This window comes from Plectonema cf. radiosum LEGE 06105 (assembly GCF_015207665.1).
Taxonomy (GTDB): Bacteria; Cyanobacteriota; Cyanobacteriia; order Cyanobacteriales; family Nostocaceae; genus Rivularia; species Rivularia radiosa_A.
The window spans coordinates 1-20571 of record NZ_JADEWL010000121.1 but is presented as its reverse complement, the minus strand read 5'-3'; the positions used below and the strand labels follow the sequence as shown (position 1 = coordinate 20571).

General features: G+C 38.4%; 16 protein-coding genes. 10 read left to right on the top strand and 6 right to left on the bottom strand.

All coding sequences use genetic code 11. The features are described 5' to 3' along the window. Nucleotides 1-35: 35 nt before the first annotated feature. From IQ247_RS25000 to IQ247_RS24985, 4 genes are all read right to left on the bottom strand, one after another. Complete coding sequence (locus tag IQ247_RS25000) at nucleotides 36-1220, bottom strand: M20 family metallopeptidase (protein WP_193924099.1); 1185 nt, start codon at nucleotides 1218-1220, stop codon at nucleotides 36-38. A gap of 266 nt (nucleotides 1221-1486) precedes the next feature. Next, nucleotides 1487-2326 (bottom strand): Rpn family recombination-promoting nuclease/putative transposase, encoded by an 840-nt coding sequence (locus IQ247_RS24995; RefSeq protein ID WP_193924098.1) that lies wholly within the window; start codon nucleotides 2324-2326, stop codon nucleotides 1487-1489. A gap of 193 nt (nucleotides 2327-2519) precedes the next feature. Next, nucleotides 2520-2945 carry a hypothetical protein gene (locus tag IQ247_RS24990; protein ID WP_193924096.1) on the bottom strand — a complete coding sequence of 142 codons (426 nt, stop codon included), beginning with the start codon at nucleotides 2943-2945 and terminating at the stop codon, nucleotides 2520-2522. Between the two features lie 96 nt (nucleotides 2946-3041). After that, nucleotides 3042-4499: a sodium/glutamate symporter gene (locus IQ247_RS24985; protein WP_193924095.1), complete on the bottom strand. Its 1458-nt coding sequence runs from the start codon at nucleotides 4497-4499 to the stop codon at nucleotides 3042-3044. A 135-nt stretch (nucleotides 4500-4634) separates the two neighbouring features. Between IQ247_RS24985 and IQ247_RS24980 the strand changes: the two genes are divergently transcribed. The 9 genes from IQ247_RS24980 to IQ247_RS24940 all read left to right on the top strand — a co-directional run bounded on the left by IQ247_RS24980 (nucleotide 4635) and on the right by IQ247_RS24940 (nucleotide 14247). Beyond that, nucleotides 4635-5270, top strand: coding sequence for a pentapeptide repeat-containing protein (locus tag IQ247_RS24980; protein WP_193924094.1), 636 nt, complete (start codon nucleotides 4635-4637; stop codon nucleotides 5268-5270). Nucleotides 5271-5272: 2 nt separating this feature from the next. After that, the gene (locus IQ247_RS24975; RefSeq protein WP_193924093.1) at nucleotides 5273-5803 is read left to right on the top strand and encodes a GNAT family N-acetyltransferase; all 531 of its coding nucleotides are present in this window, start codon (nucleotides 5273-5275) and stop codon (nucleotides 5801-5803) included. Between the two features lie 112 nt (nucleotides 5804-5915). After that, nucleotides 5916-6482 carry a Uma2 family endonuclease gene (locus IQ247_RS24970; protein ID WP_193924092.1) on the top strand — a complete coding sequence of 189 codons (567 nt, stop codon included), beginning with the start codon at nucleotides 5916-5918 and terminating at the stop codon, nucleotides 6480-6482. Nucleotides 6483-7289: 807 nt separating this feature from the next. After that, nucleotides 7290-7637, top strand: coding sequence for a 4a-hydroxytetrahydrobiopterin dehydratase (locus IQ247_RS24965; protein ID WP_193924091.1), 348 nt, complete (start codon nucleotides 7290-7292; stop codon nucleotides 7635-7637). Nucleotides 7638-7678: 41 nt separating this feature from the next. Then, on the top strand, nucleotides 7679-7963 hold the full coding sequence (locus tag IQ247_RS24960; RefSeq protein WP_193924089.1) for a DUF427 domain-containing protein: 285 nt from the start codon (nucleotides 7679-7681) through the stop codon (nucleotides 7961-7963). A 391-nt stretch (nucleotides 7964-8354) separates the two neighbouring features. Further along, nucleotides 8355-9089 (top strand): metal ABC transporter ATP-binding protein, encoded by a 735-nt coding sequence (locus IQ247_RS24955; protein ID WP_193924087.1) that lies wholly within the window; start codon nucleotides 8355-8357, stop codon nucleotides 9087-9089. Nucleotides 9090-9234: 145 nt separating this feature from the next. Beyond that, entirely contained in the window at nucleotides 9235-10122 is an 888-nt protein-coding gene (locus IQ247_RS24950; RefSeq protein WP_193924085.1) for a metal ABC transporter permease, read from the top strand. A gap of 604 nt (nucleotides 10123-10726) precedes the next feature. Next, nucleotides 10727-12598: a CheR family methyltransferase gene (locus IQ247_RS24945; RefSeq protein WP_193924084.1), complete on the top strand. Its 1872-nt coding sequence runs from the start codon at nucleotides 10727-10729 to the stop codon at nucleotides 12596-12598. Nucleotides 12599-12897: 299 nt separating this feature from the next. Next, on the top strand, nucleotides 12898-14247 hold the full coding sequence (locus IQ247_RS24940; protein ID WP_193924083.1) for a PAS domain-containing sensor histidine kinase: 1350 nt from the start codon (nucleotides 12898-12900) through the stop codon (nucleotides 14245-14247). A 13-nt stretch (nucleotides 14248-14260) separates the two neighbouring features. On the opposite strand, the gene rsmH is transcribed toward IQ247_RS24940, so the two are convergent. Continuing rightward, the gene (gene rsmH / locus IQ247_RS24935) at nucleotides 14261-15166 is read right to left on the bottom strand and encodes a 16S rRNA (cytosine(1402)-N(4))-methyltransferase RsmH (RefSeq protein WP_193924102.1); all 906 of its coding nucleotides are present in this window, start codon (nucleotides 15164-15166) and stop codon (nucleotides 14261-14263) included. Between the two features lie 1425 nt (nucleotides 15167-16591). On the opposite strand from rsmH, the gene IQ247_RS24930 reads away from it, so the two are divergent. After that, nucleotides 16592-18415 carry a bifunctional serine/threonine-protein kinase/formylglycine-generating enzyme family protein gene (locus tag IQ247_RS24930; protein WP_193924082.1) on the top strand — a complete coding sequence of 608 codons (1824 nt, stop codon included), beginning with the start codon at nucleotides 16592-16594 and terminating at the stop codon, nucleotides 18413-18415. Nucleotides 18416-18514: 99 nt separating this feature from the next. Here IQ247_RS24930 and ilvB read toward each other — a convergent pair whose 3' ends face one another. Beyond that, nucleotides 18515-20347 (bottom strand): biosynthetic-type acetolactate synthase large subunit, encoded by a 1833-nt coding sequence (gene ilvB / locus IQ247_RS24925; protein ID WP_322745571.1) that lies wholly within the window; start codon nucleotides 20345-20347, stop codon nucleotides 18515-18517. Nucleotides 20348-20571: the final 224 nt, after the last annotated feature.

The following is a 20571-nucleotide window of genomic DNA, read 5'->3' as shown; positions in this document are numbered from 1 at the left end:
CACCCCATCTCCCCATCTCCCCATCTCCCTACTCCCTAGGATTTCATATGCCAATACTTATAAGCAGCGTAAGCAAAAGTCACAACTCCGGTGATGATGGCAGATTCATCAACCTCAAACTTGGGATGGTGTAATGGATAATTGACCTTTCGATCTGGGAAACCTACACCCAAACGAAACATCGAACCGGGGACTTTATCTAAATATATCGAAAAATCCTCAGCACCAAGAGAAGGTTCGGGTAAAACTTGAACGCGATCGCCACCCCATGCTTCTTCTGCTGCCGATTGCAATATTTGAGTCAGTGCGATATCATTTTGTACACTGGGTATTCCTTGACGATAATTGACTTGATATTTCGCATCATAAGTATCACAAACATTTTTAACGATATTTTCAATCCAGTTCGGTAACTCTGCACGGCTTTCTGGATGCAAAGAACGCACCGTTCCTAACAAGCGTACAGAATCGGCAATGATATTAGAAGCTCTACCACCATTAATCTGTCCGATACTCAATACTACCGGACGTAACGGATTCTGAGTACGGCTAATAGCTTGTTGCAATGTAGTAATTACTTGGGCAGCTATCCAGATAGCGTCTATTGCTTCATGAGGACGTGCGCCATGTCCCGATTCACCATTGATAATAATCTCTATATCGTCTGCGGCTGCGGTTAATGCACCATAACGTACACCAACAGAACCAGCAGGTATAGAAGGAAAAACGTGAACTCCTAAAATACCATCTATATTATCCATCGCTCCATCTGCAACCATCCAACTCGCACCTTGAGCAATTTCTTCCGCTGGCTGAAATAAAAACCGGATTTTACCCGTTATCTCTTGTGATATTTGAGACAAAATCATTGCTGCCCCCAAACCCACCGTAGTGTGGACATCATGACCACAAGCGTGCATAATTCCTTGATTACGAGAAGCAAAATCCAAGCTTGTTAGTTCCTGAATCGGTAGAGCATCCATATCAGTACGAATAGCTAAAATACGCTTATCCTTACCATTACCTTCAAGTTCCCCAATCACCCCAGTTTTACCGACATTTTCCTCTACGTGAATACCACTAGAAGACAAAACCCCAGCCACAAAAGCGGCTGTCTGGAACTCTTCACCACTGAGTTCTGGGTGAGAGTGAATATGACGACGAATTTCAATTAAACGCGGTGCTAATTCTGCTGCTAAATCTTTGATACGAGAAAGCATTGATTAATTATTTATGGGAACTTTTTTTCTATGATAAAGAAGTGTAAAACTGATTACTGTTAAAATTATACAAATTCTGTAGAGATTACTTGGTTGAAGGAATTGTCAAAAAGTTCTGACGCTCAGCACATAGGAAATGCGGGATTTAGAGGCGGAAATCCAAATGGATTTGGATGAGTTGGAGAAGTTGCCGGGATGATTGACATTTTTAGAAAACCGAAATCTTGTAGAGACGCAAACCCTTACATCTCTACATTCTTAGGTTTTTATTTATCTGTATTAACTTTTACCGCAACTAACCGCACCAATTCAATATCCACATCTAAAGACTCAGCGATTTGTTCTACAGTTGCACCCAAATTCAACATCAAAGGAACCGCTTCTAATTTCCCTTCTAATTTACCTTCTAATTTACCTTCTAATTTACCTTCTTGTTTACCTTCTTGTTTACCTTCTTGTTTAGCTTCTTGGTAAACTTTGGTTTGTTGTAACTCACTAAATCCAAACATTTGCTCGATCTCCTCTCGACTTTTTTGGGGAAATTTGTAGATGATGATGGTTTCTATTAATTCGAGAAATTCCCGTTGGGTTATTTCCGAGTCTATTTGTTGTTTAGCAAAGTCAATTAACTCTCTGGCTTTGGTGACAGCAGTAGATTCTGGCTCTACTACTAATTTAACAGTTCCAATCGCAATTGATGGTGATGCTGGGGAGTCAAGTTCATCCAGGTAGATGCGGGTAACTCGTCCAGATGTAAGTAATTCTATGTATCTTTCGGTTTCACCGGTGTCTATGTTGCGACTGGGATATACTACAACTCCACGCCAATTGTTGGTAAGTTGGGTTTTGTCAAGGTAAAGAAAGATTTCCGTAAATAAGCGAGAGTAGAATTTTTTATCGGGTTGAAATTGGACTTCGACGAAGTATATAGGAGATGCGGGGTTGCTTTTGGGGAGAAACACACCATCGATGCGGAAGGCTAATTGTTTGACTTCGACGGAGGAAAATTGGTAGGTATTGGCGGTTTCTGGGGGTTGGTTGATGAGTTCAAAGAAGATGCTGGGGAAGCTTTGGAATAAGCGGTAAAAGATGGTGTCGGTTTTCACGCTGGTTGGTATTGGGTTGGTTCGTGCAATTCTTGATTTTACAATTCAACTGGGTTTGTCCGACGAGAATGATACCATCCTCATTAAAAACAGATCAACCTTTTTGGAGGAGTTTGGGGGAGAATCCCCCAACTTAAGAGGTTTTCTTCCCAGCAGATAAAGCTTAAAGCAGTAAATTGTTAACTGATAACTGTTAAAGTAGCGTTACACGACCATCATCCCGTAAATACACACCGCGATCGCCACCGATACGCCATTCAGGACGTAATTCTACTTTCAAAGTCGCAAAATTCGGTTTGGAAAGGTTTGCTTTTAACGATAATCCGTTTTCATTCCAAAAAACCACTGATACATTTGGCTCTGTACCATTTCCCTGTTCTAATCGTACTTGCTGTCCCGGCTTTAAAGGAATTGGGTTAGTACTTAACGGTTTTTCAATATAAATTAAATTTGGTGTTCTGTTGAATACTTCCACTCGGATAGGTTTACCAGGTGTAAATTGAATCGGCTTGGCACCGCACTTAGAAGCACAGGTTCCGGCTATAGTAGAACTTGGGTTTTGTGTAAATCCTAATATCAGCGATGTTGTTATTAAGCTTGCAGATAATAATTTTGACATGACGGACTTGATTTATAGAAGTAAATTTGAATACTTCAGCCTAACACCGACTCAATTAACTTGAGTAGTAAATCGGTAAGAAATGATACTGTGATTCTAAATCAATTCTTCCTGCTTGACTCCCTTCCTCAACTGCTTACAATTCCAAATCCCAAATATCAACCAAAACGCCAAAATTGCCGATGTCAACAACAATACCGGAATTGAGCCATATCTGACAATCAAAGCAGGAGCAGCAGCCGTAAATAAACCTCCTCCTAAAATCGGTTCAAACAATAATTGTTTGTAAGCAAAACATTCAAAGGCTCCTGTACGGTTATCCGGGTCTACCATCCGTAATAATAAGATACCAGTAGCGGTAACTCCCATCGATTGACCAAAATCCCCTAAACCTCTTTCACTCGCATAAAAAGGAATGAGACGCGGCGCTAAAAACACGTATACGCAGAGATTCCAGGCAATACCCGCAAAAGACAATATTAATAAAGGAACAAAATTTGCACCTAAAGCCGTTAAAGAAATACTAGCCAGCGCCGTCACAATAGTTACATCTAAAGCCAATCCCCCGATACGTTCCATTAAAGGACGACTAACCATATAACTGCGATTTGTACGGACTAACAGCAACTGTACCAAAATCCCGCCAATCAGCGCCATTGGAAACAAAGGTACATAAGCAATTAACTTTAATCCATCTCCACTACCCCAGGTAATTGATTCAATAAAACCTAAAGCCTGTAGAATTAACCAGCCAATCGCCACAGCTAATCCCACAAAACCAAAATTAAGCGATATCGGATCAATTAGTAAATCGCGAAATAATCTATCTCTAGCGGCTATAATAGCTGGATGTTCTTCTGTATGAGTATGAATGCTATCTTGATTAATTCCCAAGTTGATCTGCTCATCTTGACGTTGTACTTGAATTCGTCCGGTACGTCGTCCCCAATCTATCAACCATGTACCGATGACAATTCCCGAAACCAACCCTACAGTTGCCAAAGTCAAAGATAAATCCGCAGCTTCGGGGAACCCTAACTCCTTGAAAGTACCAGCCATCCCCGCTGATGTACCGTGTCCCCCTTCAAAAGCAACTTCAATTAATGCAGCTGCAATGGGAGGTAAATTAAAAATCGGTGTTAATACTGTAATTCCTAGTATCAAACCAATGACGTATTGTCCCCATCCTAAAACTTGACCAAAAGCCGCTTGCGGTGAAGCTTGTTGCCAAATAGTTCCCCAACCGGGAATTAATTGTCCGAGAAATAAAGTTGCAAATACAATATTGATAAAGACTCCGGGAGATTTTGACCACACCATTAAAATTGGTTCGGGAAAGATTCCATTAATTAAAGGTGAATCAACACCAACGGTAGCTTTGATAACTGTACCCAAAGCACTCGGTCCCAATAATAAAGCAATTACACCCGCTACAACCGAACTGGGAATAAACAACGATTTTAAGATGCCGATACGCTGTCTGATCAAACGTCCCACAAGAATTAAAATAGCAATTAGAGTGTAAGCCCAGAATACGTCTATAAGTTGGAACATTATAATTAAGTAAGGAACATTTATTGTTATATATTTTTATCAGCCAGACCGCTCAAAATATTCAAATTATTACTATGACAATTTGCTTTACATAAAAAATAATTAGTATTAGTACTGTAAATCATCTAATTATTAATGATGAAAAATTTCCTATACAGATTAATTGGCATAGAAATCAACCAAGCTCCAGGAATGCTATTATTCGACTCAGTTGATGCGGCGAATAATATTGCTTTTATGTTACATGGTGATTGGGATGGTTGTAACGGTATTTTAGTAGATAAAGTTGATGAAATTGCAATTAATACTGCGGCAAATCTCATCGAAGCAAAATGGTGTTTTGCAGGTGCATCACAAGTTGTTTTAGATAGATTGACAACCGATAAACTTTTACATCGTTATGCAATTGGAGATAGAAATTTTATCAATGCTAATTTAAGGTGTGCGGAACTTTGTTCGCTTATTTTAAATGACGTTAACTTCAGTTACGCTAAATTGAATTTTGCTAATTTGAGTCAAACAAACTTGAGTAAAGCTAATTTTACCTCAGCAGATATTAGTCAAGCTAACTTAAGCCATGCTAACTTGAGTCAATCAATATTATTTAAAACAAACTTACAAAATGTCAACTTATCCCATGCAAATCTGAGAAATGCTAATTTAAATTATGCTTGCTTAAACAGCGCGAACCTTAGCGAAGCAGATTTGAGAGGAGCCAAATTATCTCATACAGATTTAAAAGGAGCTAATTTAGATGGAGCTTTGTTTTGAAAGTGAATATTCCTATTATTAAAACTGAGCGTTTAATTTTACGTGGATTTTATGAATCAGATTTAGATGCTTACGCCGAAATGTGCGCCGATACGGAAGTGATGCGCTACATCGGTACTGGTAAAGTTTTATCTCGTGCCGAATCTTGGCGTAGTATGGCTGCGATGATAGGTCATTGGTATTTGCGAGGCTATGGTTTATGGGCGGTTGAGGAACAGCAAAGCGGTGAAATGATTGGTAGAATTGGCTGTTGGAAACCCGAAGGTTGGATTGGCTTAGAAGTTGGTTGGACTTTACGAAGAGCTTTTTGGAAATGTGGTTTTGCAACAGAAGCTGGAAAAGCTGCGATGGATTTTGCTTTTACAAAATTGCAGCAATCTCACGTAATTAGTTTGATTCGTCCGGATAACGCAGCATCGAGAAGAGTCGCAGAAAAATTAGGAGAAAAATTGCAAGGAGAAACAGAACTTTTCGGTAGTCATGCAGTGATTTACGGGATTAGTCGGAACGAGTGGGGAAAAGTTAAGAGTTAAGAGTTAAAAGTTAGGAGTTATGAGTTAGGAGTTATGAATTTTAATATGCAGACCTTTGAGCTTTGACCTGTTGATAAGTTAGCATAATTGCAGATGCCACTAAAGTGCTATTATGACTCAAGCAGCAAATCAAATCCGCTGGACAACTGCCGATTTAGAAGTTCTAGCCGCTGACGAATGGAAACGTTATGAAATAATTGACGGAGAATTATTTGTGAGCCGCGCTCCACATATTCGTCACCAAGGTGTTGGTGGACGTATTTATGCTAATATCTTTAACTGGTCTGAAAAAACAAATTTAGGTCAGCCCTTTTTTACTCCCGGAATTATATTTTCCGATGCTGATAATGTTATTCCCGATGTAGTCTGGATTAGCAATGAAAGATTAGCGCAATTAGTTGATGAAGAAGGACATTTAACAGGTGCGCCGGAATTAATTGTCGAAGTTCTTTCTAAGGGAAATATCAATGAAAGACGTGACAAAGAAGCTAAGTTAAAACTTTATTCTCTTAAAGGAGTTAAGGAATATTGGATTGTAGATTGGCGATTACAACAAATAGAAGTTTACCGTCGTGAAAATACTCAGCTACTTTTAGTCGCAACGCTAATCGTAAATGATGAAATTACTTCACCGATTTTACCAGGATTTAATTGTAAAATTCAGCAGTTTTTTAATTAAACGTGAGTTCAATAGGATTAACCCACAATCATCATTCGTCGGGTTTTTAGGATAAATATCATAATTTGACACTCTCCGGTCTAAAGACACGGAGATTCTTGATTCAATGAGTCCACTTAGACTAGACCCCTTGCGGTATCTAACCAAGAGGTGGTTCTCTCCCCAAGCGTTACTTTCCGAGTGCCCCTCGGTAGTTGGATTATTCCAAAAATTTGTTTGATTTAAATTCTGAACGTCTAGTCCCCATGAAGATTTTACCTATTCCTGGGAAGGAACTAAAACTATGGAATAGAACCCCATATCTTCAGTTGTCAAGGTACAGATTGCCGCTAGGCAGTTGGGTTTTTATACAGGTTGGTTACCGTTCCTGTTAATAAAATCGTACCATAAATGACTGAGGCTTAAAAGCCTTTATGCAGTTTTCATCCCTGGACTAAAGTCACAGGGTTTTCAACCTTCCCTTTATAAGACAAACTTGATCAAACGCGACTTTTCACCCCAGGAAGGAGCGGGGAAAAGTTATGAGTTATGAGTTGTGGATTTTAACCTCTAACCTTTAACCTTTAACAGTTATCAGTTATCAGTTATCAGTTATCAGTTAAAAACTGTAAATCAATTGGGAGTCAGAGTCCCCCACTTCTAAAAGTGGTGTGTTTCAGTCGGGGTTAAATCCCCAACTGAAACCGTGATAACTGATAACTGTTGACTGTTCACTGATTTAACACTTTCACCCTTCAGAGAGATTACATCATCAATGATAACAGCGTAATGTTCAAAATAGACCTGATTTAATCAAAGGTGACAACAATGGCAAACCTCAAACAACAAAAATGTACTGCCTGTACTGGTGATTCACCTGCTGTAACTGAGGAAGAAATAAACCAACTCCAGCCAGATATTCCCGAATGGGATATTAAGGAAGAAAACGGCGAAAAACGTTTGGAAAGAGTTTTCAAGTTTCCCGACTTCAAGTCAGCTTTGAATTTTACCAACAAAATCGGCGAAGAAGCAGAAAATCAAGAACATCATCCAGCTTTACTCACCGAATATGGCAAAGTAACTGTCATGTGGTGGACTCATGCTATTCAAGGTTTACACCGCAATGATTTTATCATGGCAGCAAAAACAGATGAGATTGCCAACAAGTTGCATTAACTAAGTACAATTAACTAGTCACTGATAACTAATAATTGATTATGTCAAAAGCAATTTGGAATGGTGCAGTCATAGCCGAAAGCGATCAAACTATTGTTGTAGAAGGAAATCATTACTTTCCCGCAGACTCGATCGATAAACAGTATTTCAAGGAAAGTGATAAGCATACTGTTTGTCCCTGGAAAGGTACTGCTAACTATTATGATATTGAAGTTGACGGACAAGTTAATAAAGATGCTGCTTGGTATTATCCCAGTGCTAAAGAAAAAGCCAAACAAATTGAAGGTTATGTCGCTTTTTGGCGTGGTGTAAAGGTAGAAGCTTAAAATGGCATTGGTGAATCAAATATGAATTGATGATTTCACATTGTTTGAGACGTAGCCTATTACTACGTCTCTACAAGTTTTTAGGGGCATAATTCATTTACTTGAACGTTGCTAAATTAACGTGAGTTGAATGGAACTCACAGACAATCATACCTTGAGTCCGCAAACTACAGAAATCGGTTTTTTACATAAGTATTTGCAACAACAAAGAATTTTCATCAAAACCAGACTTCTCAACTCTTTTCCTGTAACTGTGTTAAGACGTATCTTCCCAAACATCGCTAGCAACAACTATATACTAAAATGATAATCGTTATCATGTATTAGTTATTGCTTTATGGGAAATAGATTTTTAACATAAATAATAATCATTATCATACAGGAGAAATTAGTGTTAGAAGTAGAGCATTTGGACGTAGATTACCGGGGTATAGTAGCGATAGAAGATGTAAGTTTTCGTGTTACTGAAGGACAGATGGTGGGTGTAATCGGTCCAAATGGAGCGGGGAAAAGCACTTTAGTCAAAGCAATACTGGGTTTAATTCCTTCCACATCTGGAATTGTGAAATTTCGTAACTATCCCGTCAAAAAGCAATTGAATTCGATTGCTTACGTACCTCAAAGAACCCAAGTAGACTGGGAATATCCGGTTACGGTGTTTTGGGTGGTAATGATGGCTCGTACAGTAAGCACGGGTTGGTTTCGTCAACCGAATCGTAAATCTCAAGAAATAGTTAAATCTGCGTTAGAGAGAGTGGGGATGTGGGAATTGCGTTCCCGTCAAATTGGTGAATTATCTGGGGGGCAGCAGCAGCGAGTATTTTTAGCTAGAGCGTTAGCACAGCAAGCGGATTTATTTTTTTTTGACGAGCCTTTTATTGGTGTTGATAAACGTACTGAAGATATTATGTTTGATATTTTCAATGAATTAAAGCGGGATGGTAAAATCTTAATTTTAATTACTCATGATTTGGGTGATACCTTAACTAAATGCGACTCTTTATTGTTGTTAAATAAACATATTATTGCCGAAGGTTCTCTTCAAGAAGTAATTACAAGTGAAAATATGCAACGTGCTTATGGGAGTAATCTTTTATTCTTAAATAGCCCAAAAAAATCAGCTTAACTAATCACTAATCACGGATTAAAAAGGATTACACGGATTACACGGATTTTAACTACCCATTACCAATTACCAATTACCCATTACCAATTACCAATTACCAATTACCAATTACCAATTACCAATTACCAATTACCAATTACCAACAATGTTAAATCTGCTTACAGAACCGCTGACTTTTGGCTTTATGCGAGATGCCTTATTTATTGCTACTAGCTTGGGTATTCTTTGCTCTGTTGTTGGTTCTTATTTGATAGTACAACGCCAAGGAATACTTGGTGATGTGATTGCTCATGCTGTATTACCCGGACTTGCGATCGCGATGTTTTTGGGTGTCGATATTTTTCTGGGTGCGTTTATATCGGGGACTTTCAGCACTTTTGTGATTGCTTGGATAGAATCACACTCTCGCGTTAAAGTTGATGCAGCAATGGCTCTGGTTTTTTCGGGTTTTTTAGCATTGGGTATCATGTTAATCAGCGTTCTTAAAAGTAGAGTTGATTTGCATCATTTTTTATTTGGCGATATTTTAGGGGTTACGGGAGATGATGTTTGGCGGACTTTAATTATTACAGTTATCACCTTAGTTTTAGTTAAAATTTGTTATAAAGAGTTGCTATTTTACACTTTTGACCCATTAGGCGCACAAGCAAGTGGACTACCAATAAATATAATTCAATTTGGTTTAACCGCAGCAATAACATTAACAATTATTGCTAGTATGCAGGCTGTGGGAGTGGTATTAGTAATTTCTTTATTAATTGGTCCTGGAGTTACAGCTTATTTATTAGTTAAAGAGCTACATCAAATGATGGTTTTAGGTTCGGTAATAGGTATTATTGGTAGTGTTGGTGGTTTATATATCAGTTATTATCAAAATGTACCTTCGGGAGCATCGATTGTATTAGTTATTTGCGGGTTATTTTTATTAACATTGTTATTCAGTCCTTCACAAGGTATATTAACTCGTTCAAAAACAAAGAAAAATCGTTCCGAAAAGGTTTTACAGCGAGTAAGTTCGGTGAAGCGTAAATGAGATTTTGGTTTTTCCTGATATGCCCCATCACCAAGTTAATTTTTTAAGGTTTGAAGCACCATTATTTTATTTATGGGGCAATAATTACGTAGCTTGCGTGGCGCGAATGCGCCATATTACGTAGCGAAGCGTCACCCGGAGGGTGATATTACGTAGCGAAGCGTCACCCGGAGGGTGATATTACGTTCGCGTAAGCGTCTCCCGAAGGGAGAAATTACGAATTATATTCACCTCTGCTTCGGAGACACTGGCGCGAACCTTTGGATAGGGTTGGGGGAAAAGGAACTTTTAACAGCTATACCCACATTTCTCACAAACAAGAAGGAAGTTGGAGTGAGTAGTAAGTACTGAGTAGTGGGAAAATCAATCCGTCACTCAACGCTTACCACTTACTTGTGAGAAATCCAGGTACATAACTGAGTAGTAAATATACAATTAATCAAGGCTTGCCTACTTATTTTATTAAAAACAAATAATTTCCCAATTAATCAAAGCATCTATATAGCAATCCTAAATTTCTGACAAATCAAATAGGATTGCTATAGTAGTAAACTTATTATGGAAAGGAATTTCCATATTCATCTCCTTGGGGGAAATTAGCATATTGACTAATACACCGGAAAACCCCGAATTAGAAAGTTTATTGCAATACATCAAAAGCAACCGTGGTTTTGATTTTATCGGCTACAAACGTGCTAGTTTAAGTCGTCGTATTTGCAAACGGATGCAAACAATTAGTGTGGAAAATTACGCTGAATATCTTGATTATTTGGAAGTACATCCAGACGAATTTGTTGAATTATTTAATACAATTTTAATTAATGTCACCACTTTCTTTCGGGAACCACAAGCTTGGGAATATATTGCAGCGGAAATTATTCCGGCTATTGTTAGTAATAAGAACCCAAGTAAACCAATTCGGATATGGACTGCTGGATGTGCTTCCGGAGAAGAAACCTACACCATCGCTATTTTGCTCGCGGAAACTTTGGGTATGGAACAATACTCGCAGCAAGTCAAAGTCTTTGCAACAGATGTTGACATGGAAGCTCTCAAACAGGCTCGTCACGCAAATTATACTACTAAACAAGTTGATAATGTCCCCGCGCCCATACTGGAAAAATATTTTGAACGAGTAAATAATCACTTCTGTGTTCAAAAAGAACTGCGTCGTGGGGTTATTTTCGGTCGTCACGATTTAGTGCAAGATGCGCCTATATCTAGAATAGACTTGCTGATATGTCGCAATACTTTAATGTATTTTAATAGCGAAACCCAAAGCAAAATTCTCGATCGCTTTCACTTTGCTTTGAATACCGGAGGTTTCTTGTTTTTGGGTAAAGCTGAAATGCTGTTTAGCCGTAACCATTTATTTTCACCAATAGATTTACGCAGAAGAGTGTTTAGCAAAATTTCTAATGGTAATTTTCGTCAAATGCTTATGGGCATGGGTTACTCAGTTAATAATCAACAACAAATTCCCGAAGCTGTAGATAGAAACCACATTTATGAATCCATATTCGAGACAGATCCAGTAGCTCACATCATCGTAGACCTTAACAGTACCCTGATTTTGGCTAATGCAAAAGCCCGTACCATATTAAACATTAATCCCAAAGATATCGGTCGTCCTTTACAAGATTTAGAAATTTCCTATCGCCCCGTAGAATTGCGATCGCGAATCGACCAAGTTCATAGCAATCGACGAGCTATTTCTTTAAAAGACATAGAATGGTCAAATTCCGACCGTGAAATCAAATATTTCGATGTAGAAATTATGCCGTTGCTGCATGATAATACTAATGAATTACTTGGTGTTAAAATTATCTTTACTGATGTTACTCGTTTTAAGCATTTGCAACAAGAATTAATCCATGCTAACCAAGAATTAGAAACGGCTTATGAAGAGCTGCAATCCACTAACGAAGAATTAGAAACTACTAACGAAGAACTTCAATCCACCGTGGAAGAATTAGAAACTACTAACGAAGAACTGCAATCAACCAACGAAGAATTGGAGACAATGAACGAAGAACTGCAATCAACCAACGAAGAATTGCAGACAATGAACGAGGAAATGCGCGAAAACAGCGATGAACTCAATCGTGTTAACTGTTTTTTAGAATCTATTTTGACAAGTATACGTTCTGGAGTAATTGTTCTGAGTCCGGAACTACATATTTTAATTTGGAACCGTAAAGCAGAAGACTTATGGGGATTGCGGTTTGAGGAAGTTTTCTCTGAGCATTTTATGAGTTTAGATATCGGTTTACCTATTGAAAAACTTAGACAGCCATTAAGAGCAATTATTAATAGAGAGATTGGATATCATGAATTGACACTAAATGCAAGAAACCGTAGAGGTAAATTAATTGAATGTCATATAATTTTGACTCCGCTAGTAAATTCAACACCGGATATTCAAGGAGCAATTTTATTAATGGAAGAATGTAAACCAGAAGGTAAAGATAGTTAACGGAGTTAATATTTTGGATGTTTCATATTATATTAATCATAACAAAACAATCATGTAGAGACGTAGCAATGCTACGTCTCTCAGTATTTTGATCCCCATCAAAAATTGATTAAAAAAGTATTTGTAGTTAAGAATTGGGGCTACCATAGTTAAGAGTGATTAATTTTATGTTCAGTATTCAGATAGAAGTATACTGAACAAATAAGCAATAAGATAGATACAAGATTCTAACCAAAAGATATAATCTCATATTTGGGCTTTGATATTTAGAATTTATTGCAATTAGACAGAGGTATTTTATGAACTTTGAACAATTCATCAGAAAAATAGAAGGAGTTCGTCAGCAAACAGATTTACTACACTGTTCCGTGAATCAAACACCTCAGCAGCAGCAACAATTGTTAATGCAAGCTGTAGAACAATTAAATGTTAGTTTAGAAGAACTTCACGTAGCAGAAGAAGAATTACTTCAACAAAACGAGCAATTAGTAGAATATCAACAAGAAATAGAAAAAGAACGTCAGCGCTACCAGGAATTGTTTGATTTTGCTCCTGATGGCTACCTTGTGACAGATATTCATGGAAAAATCCTCGAAGCTAACCAAGCAGCATTGCAATTATTTGGAATTGAGAAATTTAGACTCGTTGGTAAACTTTTGATAGTCTTCGTTCCTCAAGAAACACGTCGAGAATTTCGCCAGAAACTCAGCCAATTATGCAAACAAGGAGAATTCAAAGATTGGGAAATTTGTTTGCAAAACCATCATCAAATGTTATTTGATTGTCAAATTAGCACTAGTACCATAAACGATAAAGGTAACTGCATTGGTATACGCTGGTTATTACGAAATATTAGCGATCGCAAACAAGCAGAAGCTAAAATACGCTGTGTGGAAATGCAAAACTTCAAATTACAAGAAGCAGCAAAATTAAAATCGCAAATTGTCACAGTTCTATCCCATGAATTGCGTACACCTTTAAATGCTATTTTAGGATTTTCCGACATACTTTTACGGTTAAACAAAAATCAGTTTAATCCCCAGTCCGTAAAGATGGTAGAAACAATTATCAGAAATGGCAAACAGCTATTAAAATTAATTAATAATATGCTAGATTTTGCTAAATTAGAAGAAGGTAAATTTAGTCTTAATCTCCAATATTTTAATATCAAAGAGTTAATCAGGTTAATCACAGACGATTTACGTTTTTTTGCCAATCAGAAAAACATTAATTTAGATGTTAATATCAATATTCAAAACGTAAAAGTTTTTAATGACCCCATTCGTATTCAACAATTATTAACCAACTTAATTTCCAACGCAATTAAATTTACAGAAACTGGTAGCGTATTCATTGAACTACAAGAATTAGACGAAGACAAAATTATCATCATAGTAAAAGATACAGGTATCGGAATTTCAGAAAATGATTTAAAATACATTTTCCAAGCATTTCGGCAAGTCAATCAAACTAAAAGTCGTTGCTATCAAGGAACGGGATTAGGATTAGCAATAGTCAAAGATTTACTAAACTTAATGGGAGGAACTATTACTGTAGAAAGTCAACTTGGTGAAGGTTCAATTTTTCGTATACAGCTACCCAGAGAAATCAAATCATTAAAAAACGAAAAATTTTCACCCGGAGGGTGAAAATTTTTATTTTTCATTGTTCGTTGATAACTGCTTCTGCTATTCTCAATTTAGCAGAGCGAGCGCGGGGATTAGTAGAAATTTCTTCCTCTTGAGCGGTAATCGGCTTTTTTGTCAAAATTTTCAACAATAATGAATCTTTAAAAGCGTGTTTAACTATCCTATCTTCTAAACTGTGAAAACTAATAATTGCAAATTTTCCACCTGCAACAAGTGCATTTGGTGCTTTTTCTAAAAGAGTTTCTAAAGATTTTAATTCATCATTTACAGCAATTCGTAAACCTTGAAAAACGCGAGTTGCGGGATGAATTCTGCCATATCGATACTTTCGAGGAACGCAATAAGATATCGTTTCAGCTAACTGAGTTGTAGTAGAAAACGGACGCTGTTCTACAATACGTCTAGCAATCCGTCGTGATAGCCTTTCTTCACCATATTTAAAGAAAATATTCGCCAATTCCACCTCATCATAATGATTTATCACCTCAGCAGCAGTTAAAGATTGTCTTCGATCCATCCGCATATCCAATTGAGCTTCGTAACGAAAACTAAAACCCCTTTCCGGATTATCCAAATGGTAAGAACTAACACCCAAATCTGCAAGAATACCGTCAAAAGTATGACGTGGAAACTCGTATGCGGCGAAATTACTGCGGATAAATTCTACACGGTTTCCATACTCAGCTAAATTATTTTTTGCTGCCGTTAAAGCATCTTCATCTTGATCGAGTGCAGTTATTCGCGTATCTGGTGCAGCTTCTAAGATTAAACGAGAATGTCCTCCACCACCAACAGTTGTATCTAAATAATGACCATTACTACGTATCACCAAACCTGTAATTATCTCCTTTCCTAAAACGGGAATGTGTGAAAAAGTAGGTGTTTCGATATTAGGTGGTGTTGGCGATTCATTTATCATGGACATTTGCATCTGACTCTGATTTTTCAATTTCCGAAGGACGGTTGGGAAATTCAACAAGAAGTACATATTATCACAAGAAACACGCGGAAAGCGGGAAGCCCAATGTATGCACGACTTGGGAGGGAAGCGACACGGGTGGTTTTAACCACCGTGGTTTTTTAACTATGCATAAGTCATTCGACTATAAGTTTCTGTGTAATAATGAAATTCTTCTTAAAAGGACTTTCATTATTAGACAACGGTTTGTAACCATTGGCGGGTTTGATGTTCATGGTGGGTATATTAAATTACGCCGAGCGGTACTGGTACAGGACTTACGCAAGTGTCACAATCAGTGGTTGGTGCGTGACACCACAACCCTTATTACTACGTTCAGAATTTCTAATGTACAGCACCCTACAAGAAAATATGCCTTTTTGCTAAGTCCTATGGTATTTTGGATCATTTTTAATCATAGTTAAAAATCGGATAATTGTTTCACAAAAAATATAGTTTTTTCGTTTGATTTGTTACTAAAATAATTATTAATTTATTGTATAAAGCTGATGAATCGTTAGTTTTGATAATACAATAGATATTTTGTGAAATAAACAGGATGTTACTAGTCACTTGACAAAAAAATTAGCTTGAAGTAACCTTTCCATATATTGGAAATACCTGTACTTAATAATGTAGGTAAAACAATTTCCGGTTTATATCTCAACACCTAGAAAGTCGTAAAATTTGTATCTACCTAATTATTAGTGATGAAATAAGAAACAAAATATTCCTATTTGAGGTTTGTAATATTACCTTATTTATTAGTTTGTTTAGGTTAATATAATTAATTGATTGCGGATTAAAAAAAAAAGGAACAAGATTTCTTTTTTATAGTCTGTGTTGTCTAATCATCAGTAAAAAGTAACTTTAAAGGATGATATTCGCTGTCCAATACCCTGAGATTTAAGCTAATTTGGGTAAGTTAGAAAGCAGTAGTCAAAACCTGTCAGTAACCCAACCCTAAAGGGATTGGGCTTGTAAGAGCAATCAAGCAAGCCATGCTGACCAGACCACCTAGCAATAGGTAGCCGTTATTTGAGTCACGACACCCTGTGGATGCGAAGCTAGTCCCCTGCTCTGTCGCTTGTGATTAAACAGTTCCAAGGTCACTGGAACAGTGTTGCAAGCCCAACAAGCTCTTATAACAGGTCGAAGCTAACATTACTCCCGCAAGGGAAGGCTCTACGGAGCAAAACCGTTATGCGTACAGGGTTGTTGATTTGAAACAGTAATTGTCCTGTTGAAAGTACATCACAAAAGTACCCCAGATTAAACAACCCCAAGGCGGTAATGGTGCAAATATGATGCGGTGACTAAAGTCACCCGTGTCGCTTTCCTCTCAGGTCTGAAGACTCTGAGTTTCCCACTTGCCGCGTGTTTCTTATGAAAATCTGCCAGAATCCCGACTGTTCTAATCCTTTTAATGTGAGTGGTAATCGGTTTTGCGTTGGTTGTGGTGCGAATAATTTTGGTAATCTATTAAGAGACCGTTACCGTGTCAAAAGGTTATTGGGTACGGGTGGGTTTGGTAGAACTTATGAAGCACAAGATTTAGATCGACTTGAGGCTGCTTGTGTTGTAAAGCAGTTTATCAGAGAATCCCAGGGAACAACAGCCCGTGCAAAAGCAGCCCAACTTTTTCGTCAGGAAGCCAAGCGTTTATTTGAATTGGGGGAAAATCATTCCCAAATTCCCCGTTTGGTGGCTTATTTTGAACAAGGTACCTGTATGTATTTGGTGCAGGAGTTTATTGATGGGGATAATTTATATCAAGAGTTACAACGACAAGCTTTCAGCGAAACCCAAATTTGGCAAGTTTTAACTGATTTACTTCCGGTTTTGGAATTTATCCATCAACGACAGGTAATACATCGTGATATTAAACCCGAAAATATTATCCGTCGTGCTAGTGATGGTAAATTAGTTTTGATTGACTTTGGTGGTGCCAAACAAGTTACACAAAATAATTTAGCGCAGAAGGGTACGGGAATTTACACCCTCGGTTATGCCGCAGCAGAACAAATGGCGGGTTATGCTTGTGCAGCTAGCGATTTATATGCTTTGGGTGCAACCTGCGTGCGGTTGCTAACTGGTTGTTTGGTGAAACACGATGAAAATGGAAATGTTTATGACCCAATTTATGACCCAATTAATGGAAAATGGTTATGGCAAGAATATTTAGCAACCGTTAACATTACGGTTAGTCATAAGTTGACGCGAATTTTAAATAAGTTACTCAAGCATTTTGTTCGGGAGAGGTATCAATCGGCGGCAGATGTGCTGTTAGATGTCAAGGATACTTTATTATATGATGCCACTCATGTAAGTGTTGCTAATGGGACTAATTTTTCCCTATCGGCAGAAAATCAAGCATATCCCTTACAAAAGTTTGAATTTGACACGATTACTGTAGATAAATACGCTAACATTGTCAATCGCGATCGCCATCAAGCAGAATATTTTGTGGAAGGGTTGGATAATGGCATAAATCTGGAAATGGTGTACCTTTGTGGTGGCACTTTTATGATGGGTTCACCAGAATTTCAAGGTTATGATAGCGAACATCCCCAACATTTTGTGACTATCAAGCCTTTATTTATGAGTAAGTTTGCAATTACTCAAGCACAATGGTTAGTAGTTGCGAAATTACCCCAAGTAAAACATCCATTAAATCCAGAGCCATCCTATTTTAAAGGTGATTCGCACCCTGTAGAACAAATATCTTGGCATGAAGCGGTGGAATTTTGCGTCAGGTTATCCAAATATACCGGAAAAGAATACCGTCTACCCAGCGAAGCAGAATGGGAATATGCTTGTCGTGGGAACACAATTACACCTTTCCATTTCGGAGATACCATCAGTTCCGATTTAGTCAACCATGATGGAAATTACACCTATGCTTTAGCACCCAAAGGTAAATATCGTCAAGGGACTACACCCGTGGGAAGTTTTCCTCCCAACGCTTTGGGATTGTATGATATGCACGGCAATGTGTGGGAATGGTGCGCGGATTCATGGCACGATAGTTATCATAACGCTCCCTGCGACGGTAGAGTTTGGCACGAAGAGGGGGATAATAATTTACGAGTCATGCGCGGCGGTTCTTGGTTTAATGTACCCCGGTTTTGTCGTAGTGCATTACGTTATAAAGGTGAATCAACCTTGCGGGATATTTTTATTGGTTTAAGAGTTGTCACAAATGCATAAATCGAAAAAGTCAAAGAAGTCGGGTTTTGATACAGTGGACAGTTGACAGTGGAGAGTTGACAGTTGATTGCCTACTCCCTACTCCCTGTTTACTGATTTTTACAATTTCGTCCCACACTCCGGACAGAAATTATTTATAGAAATATTCTTCGCACCACAATTACTACAATAAATTGGTTCCGAATCGGCTTTCGGAGGCTGTTTAGCTAAACCAACCATTTGAGCATTGCTTTTACCAGGTCCCACCATAGGATAGCAGTTTTCATCCCTGGTGACACGAGCATTTACAACAACTGGACCCTCATGAGCTATCATTTCAGCTATGGCATCTTTAAGCTGTTCTCGCTTTTCAATTACCATACCCTTGATGCCGTAAGCTTGACAAAGCAATTCAATATCTGGCATTCCTACTTCCATATTAGAACTAGAATACCGTTCCCCGAAAAACGCTTGCTGCCACTGACGTACCATTCCTTGCCAACCGTTATTAATAATTACAGTCTTGACATTTATCCCGTATTGTGCAAGCGTTCCCAATTCTTGTAAATTCATTTGAAAGCTAGCATCACCGCTGATACAGATAACTTCTTCGTCGGGAAACGCGACTTTTGCACCCATGGCAGCCGGAACACCAAAACCCATTGTTCCTAAACCAGCACTAGAAATCCAGCGACGGGGGCCATTTTTGAGAAATTGCGCCGACCACATTTGATGTTGTCCGACATCCGTAGTGTAGAAAGCGTAGGGTGCTTGACGAGCAATTTCGGTAATCACTTCTTGGGGGGAAATACTATCCGCGTACTGCGGTACTACCAAAGGATAATCTTCCTTCCAGCGGTTAATTAAATTCAACCATTCTTGAGTTTGTTGTGGTGGTTGGTTGATATTTCTTTCCTTACATCGACGCAGCAATTCAGTTAAAACTCTCTTGACATCGCCAACAATTGGTACTTCTGGAATGCGGTTTTTACCTACTTCTGCCGGGTCGATATCAATGTGAATTACCTTAGCACGAGAAGCGAATTCATCTAACTTGCCCGTAACGCGATCGTCAAATCTGGCTCCGACGCAAATCAATAAATCGCAATCCGTCACCGCAAAATTTGCATATGCTGTACCATGCATTCCCAGCATTCCCAAGGCAAGGGGATGATGTTCATCAAAAGCACCGATACCCATTAACGTGGTAGTAACAGGAATCGCGAATAATTCGGCTAACTGTTGAATTTCCCCATGAGCAGCAGAACTAATTGCCCCACCACCGACATAGAGTAAAGGACGACGACTTTCGCGAATTAATTGAATTGCGGCATTAATTTGCCGGGGATTTCCCTTCACCGTAGGACGATATCCCGGTAATTTTACTGAACCAGGTTCTATAGGAGTGTAATCAAATTCTTCAAGAGCGACATCTTTGGGAACATCAATTAAAACAGGTCCCGGACGACCAGTACTAGCCACATGAAAAGCTTCCGCCACAATTCGCGCCATATCTTTAGGGTCGCGCACTACATAGGAATGCTTAACAATGGGTAGTGTAATTCCGTAAATATCAGTTTCTTGAAACGCATCCGTACCAATAGCCGCTCGCGTCACCTGTCCCGTAACAACAACCATCGGGATCGAATCCATATGAGCCGTAGCAATACCAGTAACTAAATTAGTTGCACCGGGACCAGAAGTACCAAAACAAACACCAACTCTACCAGTAGCACGAGCGTAACCATCAGCAGCGTGGGCTGCACCCTGCTCGTGTCTGACTAAAATGTGCTTAACGCCACCGCTCGCTTCATCTTTATATAAATCATCGTAAATAGGTAAAATAGCACCGCCGGGATATCCGAAAATATATTCAACCCCGTGACGTTTGAGGCTGTCAATTAACGCAAAACCGCCCGATGCACGTTTAGGAAAAGTGTTTGATTCGGGAATAGAAATTTGGGAAGAGGTAGATCCAACTTGTGGAACACTGATTTGGGAAGGGGAAGACACGGCAAACCTCAGTGATTGGCTAATTTAACGTAAAAACGTAAAAACGTAAAATTTTGTAGCTAAAACTTCATTTTAATACTGTATGCATAACTTTTGCTTTAAATCAAGGAGTTAGGAGTTTGGAGTTTGGAGTTAATAATTTTCTCTCCCCATCCCCCCATCCC